This window comes from Vibrio iocasae (assembly GCF_042245395.1).
Classification (GTDB): Bacteria; Pseudomonadota; Gammaproteobacteria; order Enterobacterales; family Vibrionaceae; genus Vibrio; species Vibrio iocasae.
On the sequence record NZ_CP145310.1, the window covers coordinates 278,300 to 290,310 of the forward strand.

The 12,011-nt window shown below is 43.6% G+C and carries 12 protein-coding genes and 1 pseudogene; 8 read left to right on the forward strand and 5 right to left on the reverse strand.

What is annotated here, in order from left to right:
• Positions 1-3 precede the first annotated feature (3 nt).
• From uxaC to SNR28_RS01275, 4 genes are all read left to right on the forward strand, one after another.
• Positions 4-1,416 carry a glucuronate isomerase gene (gene uxaC / locus SNR28_RS01260; RefSeq protein WP_375749208.1) on the forward strand — a complete coding sequence of 471 codons (1,413 nt, stop codon included), beginning with the start codon at positions 4-6 and terminating at the stop codon, positions 1,414-1,416.
• A gap of 5 nt (positions 1,417-1,421) precedes the next feature.
• Positions 1,422-2,372 carry a sugar kinase gene (locus SNR28_RS01265; protein WP_375749209.1) on the forward strand — a complete coding sequence of 317 codons (951 nt, stop codon included), beginning with the start codon at positions 1,422-1,424 and terminating at the stop codon, positions 2,370-2,372.
• A gap of 35 nt (positions 2,373-2,407) precedes the next feature.
• Positions 2,408-3,034 (forward strand): bifunctional 4-hydroxy-2-oxoglutarate aldolase/2-dehydro-3-deoxy-phosphogluconate aldolase, encoded by a 627-nt coding sequence (locus tag SNR28_RS01270; RefSeq protein ID WP_375749210.1) that lies wholly within the window; start codon positions 2,408-2,410, stop codon positions 3,032-3,034.
• A 159-nt stretch (positions 3,035-3,193) separates the two neighbouring features.
• Complete coding sequence (locus tag SNR28_RS01275) at positions 3,194-5,455, forward strand: EAL domain-containing protein (protein ID WP_375749211.1); 2,262 nt, start codon at positions 3,194-3,196, stop codon at positions 5,453-5,455.
• 25 nt (positions 5,456-5,480) lie between these two features.
• Here SNR28_RS01275 and SNR28_RS01280 read toward each other — a convergent pair whose 3' ends face one another.
• The 3 genes and pseudogenes from SNR28_RS01280 to SNR28_RS01290 all read right to left on the reverse strand — a co-directional run bounded on the left by SNR28_RS01280 (position 5,481) and on the right by SNR28_RS01290 (position 7,917).
• Positions 5,481-5,768, reverse strand: coding sequence for a Bor family protein (locus SNR28_RS01280; RefSeq protein ID WP_375749212.1), 288 nt, complete (start codon positions 5,766-5,768; stop codon positions 5,481-5,483).
• Positions 5,769-5,858: 90 nt separating this feature from the next.
• Positions 5,859-7,179, reverse strand: a pseudogene (locus tag SNR28_RS01285) (ATP-binding protein).
• 33 nt (positions 7,180-7,212) lie between these two features.
• On the reverse strand, positions 7,213-7,917 hold the full coding sequence (locus SNR28_RS01290; RefSeq protein ID WP_375749213.1) for a response regulator: 705 nt from the start codon (positions 7,915-7,917) through the stop codon (positions 7,213-7,215).
• A 164-nt stretch (positions 7,918-8,081) separates the two neighbouring features.
• On the opposite strand from SNR28_RS01290, the gene SNR28_RS01295 reads away from it, so the two are divergent.
• Entirely contained in the window at positions 8,082-8,711 is a 630-nt protein-coding gene (locus SNR28_RS01295) for an alpha/beta hydrolase (protein WP_375749214.1), read from the forward strand.
• 27 nt (positions 8,712-8,738) lie between these two features.
• Here the strand turns inward: SNR28_RS01295 and SNR28_RS01300 are convergent, their stop codons facing one another.
• The gene (locus tag SNR28_RS01300; RefSeq protein ID WP_375749215.1) at positions 8,739-9,323 is read right to left on the reverse strand and encodes a TetR/AcrR family transcriptional regulator; all 585 of its coding nucleotides are present in this window, start codon (positions 9,321-9,323) and stop codon (positions 8,739-8,741) included.
• A 108-nt stretch (positions 9,324-9,431) separates the two neighbouring features.
• Between SNR28_RS01300 and SNR28_RS01305 the strand changes: the two genes are divergently transcribed.
• The 3 genes from SNR28_RS01305 to SNR28_RS01315 all read left to right on the forward strand — a co-directional run bounded on the left by SNR28_RS01305 (position 9,432) and on the right by SNR28_RS01315 (position 11,666).
• Positions 9,432-10,316 (forward strand): DMT family transporter, encoded by an 885-nt coding sequence (locus tag SNR28_RS01305; RefSeq protein ID WP_375749936.1) that lies wholly within the window; start codon positions 9,432-9,434, stop codon positions 10,314-10,316.
• A 17-nt stretch (positions 10,317-10,333) separates the two neighbouring features.
• Positions 10,334-10,741, forward strand: coding sequence for a tRNA (N6-threonylcarbamoyladenosine(37)-N6)-methyltransferase TrmO (gene tsaA / locus SNR28_RS01310; RefSeq protein ID WP_375749216.1), 408 nt, complete (start codon positions 10,334-10,336; stop codon positions 10,739-10,741).
• A gap of 136 nt (positions 10,742-10,877) precedes the next feature.
• Positions 10,878-11,666, forward strand: coding sequence for a substrate-binding periplasmic protein (locus SNR28_RS01315; protein WP_375749217.1), 789 nt, complete (start codon positions 10,878-10,880; stop codon positions 11,664-11,666).
• Positions 11,667-11,763: 97 nt separating this feature from the next.
• On the opposite strand, the gene SNR28_RS01320 is transcribed toward SNR28_RS01315, so the two are convergent.
• Positions 11,764-11,982 carry a hypothetical protein gene (locus tag SNR28_RS01320; protein WP_375749218.1) on the reverse strand — a complete coding sequence of 73 codons (219 nt, stop codon included), beginning with the start codon at positions 11,980-11,982 and terminating at the stop codon, positions 11,764-11,766.
• Positions 11,983-12,011 lie beyond the last annotated feature (29 nt).

The following is a 12,011-nucleotide window of genomic DNA, read 5'->3' on the forward strand; positions in this document are numbered from 1 at the left end:
GAAATGAAATCGTTTATGTGTGAAGACTTTCTTCTGACCAATGAGACGGCAAAACGTCTTTATCATGAGTACGCGAAAGAGCAGCCGATCTTTGATTATCACTGTCACCTGAATCCGGCTGAAATCGCTCAAAACCGCCAGTTCGATAACCTTGGTCAGATATGGCTGGAAGGGGATCACTACAAGTGGCGTGGAATGCGTTCTGCCGGTATTCCTGAACAGCTGATTACCGGCAACAGTTCTGACTTTGATAAATACATGGCGTGGGCGAAAACAGTACCTCAATGCCTTGGTAATCCTTTGTATCACTGGACTCATTTAGAATTGCGTCGTCCATTTGGTATTACAGGTAAACTTTTTGGTCCTAAAACCGCAGACGAGATCTGGCACCAGTGCAACGAAATGCTCGCAACACCTGAGTTTAGTGCTCGTGGCATTATGAAGCAGATGAATGTGCGTATGGTTGGTACAACTGATGATCCGGTAGACTCTCTGGAGCATCACGCTGCAATAGCGAAAGAACCGGATTTTGATGTTCAGGTTCGACCAAGCTGGAGGCCCGATAAAGCGTTTAAGGTTGAGTTGGATGGTTTTGCTGACTATATCCAGGCGCTAGGAGAGGTTGCAGATGTCGAGATCAGAACCTTCTCCGATCTACAAACCGCGCTATCTCGCCGCCTTGAACACTTTGACCAACATGGATGCCGAGCAGCGGATCATGGTATGGAGATCGTTCGATTCGCAGCGATGCCAAGTGAGCTGACACTAGACAAGATTTTAATGCGTCGCCTGCGAGGAGATGAGCTTAGCGAGCTTCAGGTGGCTCAATTTAGTACAGCGGTACAGGTGTGGCTAGGCCAGCAATACAACAAGCTCGGTTGGGTAATGCAGCTTCATATTGGTGCGCAGCGCAACAACAGTACCCGTATGTTTAAACTGCTTGGTCCAGATGCTGGCTTTGACTCGATTGGTGATCGTGCATTCGCATTTGAGCTAGGTTCGCTACTTGATGCGATGGATAAAACCAATGAGTTGCCTAAGACCATTCTTTACTGCCTGAATCCACGAGACAACGAGATGATGGCAACCATGATTGGTAACTTCCAGGGTGGTGGTATCGCTGGCAAGGTGCAGTTTGGCTCTGGCTGGTGGTTCAACGACCAGAAAGATGGCATGGAGCGTCAGATGGAGCAGCTAGCACAACTTGGTTTGTTGAGCCAGTTTGTCGGTATGCTGACCGACTCCCGCAGCTTCCTTTCCTACACACGTCATGAGTACTTCCGTCGTATTCTTTGTGACATGCTAGGACGCTGGGTTGAAAATGGTGAAGTACCAAATGAAGATGAACTACTGGCCCCTATGGTGAGAAACATCTGCTTTAACAACGCTGAAAACTTCTTTAAGGCAGCGGAGTAAAACAGATGAAAAAGATAGCACTTATCGGGGAATGCATGATTGAACTCAACGGTGAGCCGTTTGGGGATATGCTGCAAACCTTTGGTGGAGACAGCCTTAACTCGGCTGTCTATTTAAGCCGTGCTACCGGTGATGACACTCAGGTCCATTATGTTACCGCTATGGGTAATGATCCTTTGAGCGAAGGCATCGTTCAACGCTGGAAATTGGAAGGTATTAATACAGAGTTGGTGTTAAGGGATGAAGTTCGTCAGCCGGGTTTGTATTTGATTCAGCTTGATGAGCAAGGAGAGCGGACATTCTTATACTGGCGTAATCAGTCCGCGGCTCGTTACATGGTTCAGCATCCGCAGTTTGAGCAGATAGCTGATAAGTTACAGCAGATGGATATGGTGTATCTAAGTGGTATCAGTCTGGCGATTTTGCCTGATTCGGATCGTCAGAAGCTGTTAAAGCTACTTAAATCTCTTTCTAAAAAGGGCGTAAAAATCGCATTCGACTCTAACTTCCGCCCAGCACTATGGCCACAGAAAGAAGAATGGGCAACCGTCAAGCGGACATACTCAGAGCTACTTTCATTTTGTGATATTGCGTTGCTCACTTTTGACGATGAACAGGATATCTGGGGTGACAACGCCATTGATGATGCTCTCACTCGTTTGAAAGAATCTGGGGTATCTAAAGTAGTGCTTAAGTTAGGTTCTGACGGTTGCTTGTTCAGAGACTTTGCAGAGGCTGAAAATCAAATGATTACGACCATTCCGGTAGAAAATGTTGTAGATACTACTTCTGCTGGTGACTCATTCAACGCAGGCTTTCTTAGCGGTTATATACGGGGAATATCTCCGAAAGAGTGTTGCATACGAGGTAATCAATTAGCGAGTGCTGTTATTCAACATAAAGGTGCCATCGTACCAATCGCTGCCACTGAAACCATTACAAACACATTTAAATAGACTGGCTGACCTATAGCCAGATTGTAGGAACAAACATGACAACAACAATTGAACAACTAAAGGAAATCAAGGTTATTCCGGTTATCGCGTTGGATAACGCAGAAGATATTATTCCTTTAGGTAAAGCGCTGGCAGAAAACGGTTTACCAGCCGCTGAGATCACTTTCCGTTCTGATGCAGCAGTAGAAGCGATTCGACTGCTAAGAGAAGCACAGCCAGATATGCTGATTGGTGCGGGTACTGTGTTAAACCGTGAACAGGTTATTGCAGCGAAAGAGGCCGGGGCAACCTTTATCGTCTCCCCGGGTTTTAACCCAAACACAGTAAGAGCCTGTCAGGAGCTGGGAATCGATATTGTTCCAGGAGTAAACAACCCAAGTACTGTTGAAGCAGCGTTAGAGATGGGACTGACAACTCTGAAATTCTTCCCGGCAGAAGCTTCCGGTGGTATCGCGATGGTGAAATCTCTTTTAGCGCCATATACGGACATCCAGCTGATGCCAACGGGTGGGATAAGTCCAAAAAATATCAATGATTACCTATCGATTCCGCGAGTTATTGCTTGTGGCGGTACCTGGATGGTGGACAAAAAGCTCATCAACGAAGGTAAGTGGGATGAGATTGGTCGACTAGCCAGAGAAGCGACTTCGCTCGTTAACTAACCTCATGAACTGAGTGCAATCAAACCCCATCAAGCAAGGTGGGGTTTAACTTTTAGCTGTTTTTCAATTTTTACCATATGCGCGTATGATAAGTTGGGTGAATGTATTGGTGTGAATTATTACTAACGAGCCCTACTAATCGGTGAATGGACGCGTTGCATGGCAGTAATTAAAAGAAACATCTGGTCCTTATTTTGGTTGATAATTTTCAGCGGAACGATGCTGTTTACGTACTCCGCAAATTATTTGTGGGAAAGAACCAATGAGAAGTTTCTTCAGCTCCAATATGTAGAAGTCGACCAGTTTGCCAACAGCACGCAAGCCTTTCTCAAGAGTCAGGAATCTCTCCTCGAAGTACTTGGTAACCAGTTATCTCTTGATTCGTCGATCCCGCATTCTCCTGAACATTCCCCCGTATTAGAAAGAGTCAGAAAAACCCATCCAGCCGTTGCGGGTTTGGGGTTGGCAAACCTTAAAGGTGATTTGGTTGCGGTTTCTTACAACCTAAACCTTGAGAAACTACCAAACTTACTTCAGCAGGAAGCCAGTCGAGATTCTTTTCTTCAGACTATGGAGTCGACCAGACTCGTTGTAGGCCGCACTTACTTGCTTGATTCTCTTGAAGATGCAGCAATGGCGATGGCAATTCGCAGAGCAATAAGAAATGAGAGTGATGAACTTGTTTCAGTGATGACGGCTGGTATCAAGGTGAACCAGTCTGCATTTCTGGCAAAAACACCTGATTATCAGCGTCTGGACATCATTCGGGATGATGGATATTTACAGTTCAGCAGTGCTTATTCTGAGAATAAGAAAGTTTACGAGACACCTATTCCGCAATCTACGCTTCAGGACATTATCAATTCCGCAGTAGCTCAAAACAATGTCGATAAAAGCAGCATTCAATCATCAATGCGACCGTATCCGGTAGACGCGACTGTGGGTGGTATTGATTACAATATGGTGATTCGGTACGACCCATACTTTCAGTTTTGGACAGCTTCCAGAATTGAAGACAGCTATATACGAAGCCAGTTTTACCATGAGCTTGTTGCGGTTACCTCTCTCTATCTTGGAAGCTGTTTGGTGTTTTTTATGCTGGCAGGTTCTATCGCCCGAAGCGAAAAAGAGAAGCTTGAAGAACTTCACTATCAGGCTTTTCACGATGTTTTAACGGGCCTTCCGAATCAGCACCATCTTAGAGAGATGATTGATGATAAAAGATCGTCCTCAATATCCATCGTTTATATCAATATTGACCGGATGAAGAGCGTCAATGATGCATATGGTCAAAGCTATGGAGATAAGTTACTTGTAGATATCGCCAAGCGGTTGGAGTTTTTTGCCAAAGGGGATATGGAAATTGCACGAGGGGTAGGGGATGAGTTCTATCTGCTGTGCCCCGAAAAATCTGACTCAGAGATAGAGACTTTTTGTTCCGATATTTTGAGTGCGCTATCCGCTCCTTTCGCCATTCAAAAAATGAACTTTTTAATTACAGCAAGCCTTTCGGTGGCGAGTTCTTCAAGACATGGTTCCAATGTGGATGAGCTACTTCGTTCTCTGGATATCGCCATGACTGAGGCGAAGAAGACTCGCAATACAACCTGTTTTGTAACACCTGATTTGCAACGCAGACACTTTGCTCATCTTCAGATTGAACAGAGGCTCAAGGGTGCAATTACTCATAATAAGCTGCACATGGTGTATCAACCACAGATTGATCAATCTGGTGGAATGTATGGCGCTGAGGCACTCGTTAGGTGGATTGATGACGAACTGGGTTTTGTTCCACCCGATAAGTTTATTCCAATTGCAGAAAAGTCAGGGTTAATGCCGCAACTTGGATTCTTAATCGTTGAAAACGCGCTTAGGGATACCGCACAGATTCGCAAAAAGCATAAGAAAGATTTCACCTTGTCTCTGAACATCTCGGTTATGCAGTTACTACAGAGCAATTTCGGTTCGTTTATTCTGCATCAACTTAAAAGGTTCGAAGTGCCAGCGGAAAGTATTATTCTGGAGATCACCGAAAGTGTGTTTATTGAAGATCTACAGCAGATAAGAACGACGTGTGTCACTTTGATAGAGCACGGTATTCGTTTTTCGCTTGATGATTTTGGTACGGGATATTCATCTTTAAGCCTGATCAGTAATCTTCCACTTTCAGAGCTCAAAATTGATAAGTCTTTTGTGGATGGTATTGAAACCAACCAGCAGTCCCGGTTAATGGTGAGCAATATTCTTGATATCGCTAATAACCACAACATGGCGGTTGTAGCAGAAGGCGTTGAAACGGAAAGCCAGAAACAGATACTTTCTCAGTCTGGATGTGGACATTTTCAAGGGTACTTTTTCTCGAAACCAATTGGCGTAGAAGAGTTGGGAGATTATCTAAGTAAAGAAAGCCTCACGGTTTAGCAAGGCTTAGGTATTGAACTGCTGATTATGCTTTACAGTAAACGCGTGCTTCACGTGGCGTGTAGATGCCAAAAGTGATTGTTCCCAGCAAACCATCAACAAAAGTCTTCTGAACTTCAACTTTAGCAACGTTTTCCGCACCACCGCATACTGCTGAAGCATCAATCTCTTTTTCCTGCGCTAATCCGTCAATAAAAAAGTGGTGAGAAGTTTCTACAGCTGGTTTGCTCTCTTTAGGGGTCATAACGAAAGTTTGCTGAGCACAACCAGTGACTACGATAGAAAGCGCAGCAAGTACGAGGAATTTTTTCATAATATCTCCGGACATATTTAGTGTTTCAGAGCCTAAACGGTATGTTTGGCTCTGCTCGTTGGAGGTGATTATGCGTGGTCAGGTTTGTATTTACTGTATCGTTTTGTCATCGAAAGGATTACAAACGAGGGAACGTTATTGTAAATCTTGCGCCATGCAAAAGGGAGCTCTCGCTGACCTGTACTGAAGCTTTGTGCTGTACACAAATTTTCTGAACAATCGATAGCCCTAAACCAAAGCCGCTCTGCGCCTTGTTTCTTGACTTATCTGCGATATAAAAAGGGTCAAACAGGTGTTCTCTGTGGTCAGGACTTACCCCTGGCCCATCATCATGAACACTTACAGTTAAGGTGTCAGTGGATTCTATTACTTCGACTATTATTTTTGATTCAGCGAACTTAATTGCGTTACGAACCAGGTTATCCAATGCTCTGCCTAACAGCTTTTTGTCTGCACTTATATAAGGATTTGAATCAGGCAGCAATGACGTTATCGGAAGTTCGCTATCTTTGCTCCAGCGATTGATGCCTTTTGATATAAACTCATTGATGGAAACCGATTCACAGTTGAGTTCCGCATGCCCGCGATCGAGTCGAGCGTAGTGAAGCAGCTCATCCACCATCTGTTCCATCTCTTCGGTATCTTCAATGATACTGTCAATTTTTGATCCTTGCTCAGGCGTTAATTTTGTATCTTTGAGCAGCTCCGCTTGCCACTGAATACGAAACACTGGTGTGCGCAGTTCGTGAGCAATTGCATTGGTGAGTGAGCGGTTACTATCTATCAGTTGCGATATTCTGTCTGCCATTAGATTGAAAGATTGGTTCATTGTCCCGATTGCTTTCCCACTTTTCGTTTCTGCTCTTACAGAAAAATCACCTTCTGAAAAACGCAATGTTGCTTGTTCCAGGCGCTTTACTCGTCTGAAAATAATAAGCAAATGACCAAACCCATAGACAATAAAACCAGCCAACATAAATACCATTGCCAAGTTATCTTCAAGTTCTACTTTTTGTCTTACTATCGTTTGATCATCAGGTTCATAAAAGTAAACTTCCTGGCTTGCGGTTAGCCGAAACCAAAGAAATCGTTCTTCATCATGGTAGATGGTTTTTTCAGGATGGCTTAAGAAGTATTCGTTCACGTCAGGTGGTAACGATTCGTTTTCAGGGAAGACAGTAATCTTGCTTCTCGCTGTTGCAGCATACTGTTCCATTGCTTGCTTGGCCGCTTCAAGTCCCTGGCTTTCTGCAACATTGTTTAGTAGCTCCTGATACGCCTGAGCCTCATAGTCTTGGAGAATGAATTCGTAATCAGTATTTAACTGATAGACAGCGAAATCATAGATAAACAAGCTAGCCATAAAGCAGGCTATCAACCCAAAGATGGATTCAAGGTATATTCGGCGCATATTTTAGCTCATTCGTAGTGCGCAAATGCGCGGTTATTTCCAGTTGGTGGAGACGAACTGATAGCCTTTTCCTCTAAGCGTCTGAATTTTCTCTGGGGGAGTGTTTTCATCCCCCAGCAGTTTCCTAAGCCTAACGATTTTATTGTCTACGGTTCTGTCAAAGCCATCATACTCAATACCTCTCAACTCCTTGGTCAGGAAGTCTCTTGAAAGCGCGGTATCTGGGTTGCTAGCCAGTATCCATAGCAAATCAAACTCACTGTCAGTTAAAGGCAATACGGTGCCTTTTAGCTCGCACTTCTTGTATCGGTATTTAAGGCTTAGCGTGCCATAGATAAGATGCTCATCATCGTCTTGAGGCTCAACAGGTGCTTCCTGACGTCTTAAAAGGTTGCGTACCCTGGCAAGCAGAACTCTTGGTTTTATAGGTTTGGTTACAAAGTCGTCTGCACCGATTTCCAGTCCGGCAACATGATCAAAATCGTCATCGCTTGCCGTTAGCATCAAAATCTTACCCTTGAATCCTGCACGTGTCTGTCGGCAAATTGTAAGGCCATCGTTGACAGGAAGCATAAGATCGAGCAAAACAATATCGGGTTGCTGAGAAAGGATACGTTCGCTCGCATCACTGCCATCATTTAATGATGTGACATCAAAATCTTGTTGTATGAAGTAGTCTTCCAACATAAGTCGAAGTTTTGTGTCGTCTTCAACAATGAGCATTTTCTGTTTTGTCATTATGGTTCTGCTTATCGGAATGATGTTCTTATTTACGTGATGAATTATAAACACATTTTCTGTTATTTTTCCCCGGACATTCTCATACTCTCTATTACTTAAACAGCATGAAGTTGGCGATAGACTTGTGTTATTCAAATCAATGCACAACTCAGGATATGACCATGCTTTCATCTAAGCGTTCACTAGAATGCGTTCTTATTGCTACCTTCTCTTTCTCACTCTTGGCTTGCGCGAGCAACAGTCCTAATACATTCCGCTCTGACTGTGGTTATTTTGAGCTTCAAGGAGATAAACCGCTGACTTTTAGCGTTGAGAACTCTACCGAAGCGAACTTAAGTGGCGTTATATGTTCCGGTTCGCTGGATGCTTTCTACGATATGGTAGAGAGGTTCCCTGAGATAAAAACACTGAACATAGATGTGATTGAGGGGAGCGCGGATGATGAAGTAAACCTGCTGCTTTCTCGGGAAATACATGACTTAGGCATGAATACACATTTAAACCATGATGGCCTAATTGCCAGTGGAGGTGTGGATTTGTTCTTATCCGGTGTTAAGAGAAGCGCGGATGATCAGGCACCTAAAATGGGCGTTCATAGTTGGGGTTCATCAGATGATATGGAAGGTAATCAGATACCCAAATCTCATCCATTCCATGAAGAGTATCTGAGCTATTACCGCTATATCGGTATTGATCCAGAGTTTTATTGGTTTACTCTCAACGCTGCTTCAGCAGACGATATCCATTGGATGAATGCTGCTGAAATTTCAAAATATAACGTTTTGAACTGATAGATACATGTTCAGTTATATTAGCTGCTACTTGATAGCAGCTAACAAAAACTCGGTTGCATTAACTGCATGTTGCTCGATTTGCTCTTGAGTTGGATGCACCTTTCCAATTAATACGCCTGCTCTAATCGAAAGTAGCATTCCTGTCCATAGATCGATGACACTTTCACAGTCATCAATATCAAGTCTCTCTCTGAAAAACTGGGTGAGCTTTTCATCCGTGCTGTTTGGGCCAGCAGACATAAAGCAGTCGACTATCTCAGGTGCTTTCTTTCCTTCCGTGACAAGCAATCGATAGGTAGCAATATGTTCTTCAGAGAGGTGAAAAGCGATAAATGCTTTCGCAAATCCAAGCAGTGCTTCCTTAGGGGCGGGGTTTTGTAAATAGGTGAGAAAGCTCTCGTCAATATCTCCTCCCATTTTCTCCAACGTAGCCTGGAACAGTTCTATTTTTGACGGGAAGTATCGGTAGAGAGTCTGTTTTGTCATCTGAGCCAGGCTGGCAATTTTATCCATACTGGCTAGCTCGTATCCTTCAGACAGAAATACCTCTTGTGCGGCCGCAAGAATGGTTTGTCTTTTTAGCTCTTTTTTTTGCTCTATTTTTCCCATGACAGGTTTCCTTTGAAATTTAAATCATACTATACAGTATGATTTTTATTGACACAATGCGGATCGATAAATCATACTGATTGGTATGATTTTTAGAGGAGAAAAATGATGACAACGATGAACCTAATAAAACAACCTGGGGCGAGTGGCCGCACTTTTGGATTTTCAATCGCTATTCTTGGCGCTCTGTTGATGAGTATTGATCCGATATTCATTCGTTTTGCTGGAGTAAGTGGTTTTGATACGGCCTTTTTGTTTGGCTTGTTTAGCGCAATCTCGATGCCAGTGCTGCTTAAATCTACAGATAAGAGAGGCATCAGGACAGCTGTGAAGCAGAGTGGCTGGCCATTACTCGTTGCCGGTACGCTGATGGTCGGAAGTGCTTCGGGACTAGTATTCAGTATCAAGATGACTTCAATTGCGAATACATTTGTGATTCTTAGTGCAACACCTGCCATCGCAGCAATATTTAGCTGGCTATTTTTAAAAGAGAAAACTAACCGTTCAACTGTCATTGCGATCATCTCTGTAATGGTCGGGATAGTCATTGTTGTGTCTGGCTCGTTTGGTTCAGGAAACTGGGTGGGGGATTTGCTGGCGGTGTTCTCGGTGATCTGCTTGTCTCTGATGTTCACACTACTTAGAAAATATCAGGACGTGAGCCGTTTGGCTGCAGTTGGTTTGGGAGGCTTGTTGCTTGCGATAGTAATGTTCTTTTTGGCAACACCTTCGAGCTTTAGTGCTGAAACCTGGATCATCATGGGCGTAATGGGGTTATTTACCGCACCTTTAGGAAGAGTGTTTTCCATGGTTGCGACGCGCCATATCACAGCACCAGAAGTATCGATGACAATGATGCTGGAAACGGTACTCGCACCGATTTGGGGGTATCTGTTCTTTAGTGAAATTCCAGCTATTGCAAGTGTGGTTGGTGGTGCAGTCATCCTGATAACCATTTTCTTTTACACACTCTTTTCCATGAAAAATGCTTAACAACAGGAGATTGATAGATGAAAGCTGAACTTAAATTTATCGGTGAAATTGCGACTCCCTATCAGGTAGTTGAAGAGTGCCCAAACAACATCAACTTTGAAGGGCCAAAGTGTCAAATTACGGTGTTTGATGATTATCAGGAAGGGCTAGCTGGACTAAAAGTTGGACAACATATTTTGGTTATGTACTGGCTCGACGGGGCGCAGCGAGATTTGACTAAACAATCTTGCCGAAATGGAACATCCATAACGGGTACTTTTTCACTACGTTCGCCTCGTCGCCCAAATCCTATTGGGGTAGCTGTGTTGCCGATAGAAGAAATTGGTGAGGGGACAATAGCTGTCAGAGGACTGGATTGCCTGAATGGCACTAAGCTAATTGATATTAAGCCTGCCATTTATCGAGAGGGAGGTGCTGGCCGTTAAGCCAGCACTCCGGTCTTCTCTTTCAGGCGAACAAATTAAAAATTAGCGTAACTAAACGGTTCTGGCATCACTGAAAACATTGCTCAATCTGCTAAGTTTAATGGTAGGTGTTTTCATTGTTTTTTTAAGGAGCGGTATGCCTTGGGCCAGAGCTTTGTTGAGTGGTTTGTTTTTATCCTGTTCTGTATTTTCAAACGAAACAATACGGCTCACAAATGGTGAGTGGCCGCCTTTCCTATCTGAAAACTTAGCCCACCACGGCTACGCATCTCATCTTGTTTCTGAAGCCTTCGCTACTGTGGGTGTTGAAGTGGAATATGGCTTCTTTCCCTGGAAAAGATCGTTCCAGTACGCGAAAGATGGTATCAGCAGCTCAGGTGAAATATGGCATGGCTCTGTGGTTTGGATGTATAACGAGGAAAGAGCAAAAGTTTTCACCTATTCCGATGTATTGATGACTGACCATCAGGTCTTGTTTTATTTGCACTCGAACCCTGTCGAGTGGAACGTAGTCGATGATCTGAATGGAAAAACAATCGGAGGAACCCTTCACACTTACTACCCTCTTCTTGAGTATGCGGATAAGAAAGGGATTATTCGTCTTGAGCGTGCGCGTGATTATCAGACTCTGTTCACCCGACTTCTTGCCGGAAGAATTGATGCTGTCCCTCACAACTATAGCGTCGGTCTTTATTTTATAAACAATCACCTTTCCGAAGAACAGAGAGAAAGGGTGACTTACTCTCCTACAGAGATGCATAAAAACCCTTACTACTTGATACTTTCAAATAATATTCCGGAAAACCAAAAATATAAAAAGCTATTCAACCAAGGCCTGAAAAATATTAAAGCTAATGGCACTTACCGGAAGCTACAGAATAACCTGGAACAAGGGATGTATGATCGACCTTTGGTAAATGAGTAACTGAAACTTGAACCTAGTTTGTGTGAGATGTTGCTTGCGAAGTGAAGTTAATTTAAAGAGCCTGCTGCTGTAAACAGCAGGCTCTTTATTATGGGGCCTAGAATGAAGAAAGAGCCGCAATAGAATCTTGTTGCTCAGTAGACTTAACCTCGGGGTTGGCAGCTAAAGCTGTCATTTGAATATCCAGATACTCTTCTTTTGTGTCGTTCTTAGAAATGATGTCCCCAACAGCACCCACTGCCTTAAATGGTAATGCGATGATTGAGCAGCCACTCAGAAAAGTAACCAGCAGCAGTGGCAAAAAAATCTTTATCATTATTAGTTCTCTCAATGTGTCGTGAGCTA

Excerpts from the sequence above, each read along its gene's own strand:
- uxaC (WP_375749208.1), top strand. The coding sequence starts at position 4 with ATGAAATCGTTTATGTGTGAAGACTTTCTTCTGACCAATGAGACGGCA.
- SNR28_RS01265 (WP_375749209.1), top strand. The coding sequence starts at position 1,422 with ATGAAAAAGATAGCACTTATCGGGGAATGCATGATTGAACTCAACGGT.
- SNR28_RS01270 (WP_375749210.1), top strand. The coding sequence starts at position 2,408 with ATGACAACAACAATTGAACAACTAAAGGAAATCAAGGTTATTCCGGTT.
- SNR28_RS01275 (WP_375749211.1), top strand. The coding sequence starts at position 3,194 with ATGGCAGTAATTAAAAGAAACATCTGGTCCTTATTTTGGTTGATAATT.
- SNR28_RS01280 (WP_375749212.1), bottom strand. The coding sequence starts at position 5,768 with ATGAAAAAATTCCTCGTACTTGCTGCGCTTTCTATCGTAGTCACTGGT.
- SNR28_RS01290 (WP_375749213.1), bottom strand. The coding sequence starts at position 7,917 with ATGACAAAACAGAAAATGCTCATTGTTGAAGACGACACAAAACTTCGA.
- SNR28_RS01295 (WP_375749214.1), top strand. The coding sequence starts at position 8,082 with ATGCTTTCATCTAAGCGTTCACTAGAATGCGTTCTTATTGCTACCTTC.
- SNR28_RS01300 (WP_375749215.1), bottom strand. The coding sequence starts at position 9,323 with ATGGGAAAAATAGAGCAAAAAAAAGAGCTAAAAAGACAAACCATTCTT.
- SNR28_RS01305 (WP_375749936.1), top strand. The coding sequence starts at position 9,432 with ATGACAACGATGAACCTAATAAAACAACCTGGGGCGAGTGGCCGCACT.
- tsaA (WP_375749216.1), top strand. The coding sequence starts at position 10,334 with ATGAAAGCTGAACTTAAATTTATCGGTGAAATTGCGACTCCCTATCAG.
- SNR28_RS01315 (WP_375749217.1), top strand. The coding sequence starts at position 10,878 with ATGCCTTGGGCCAGAGCTTTGTTGAGTGGTTTGTTTTTATCCTGTTCT.
- SNR28_RS01320 (WP_375749218.1), bottom strand. The coding sequence starts at position 11,982 with ATGATAAAGATTTTTTTGCCACTGCTGCTGGTTACTTTTCTGAGTGGC.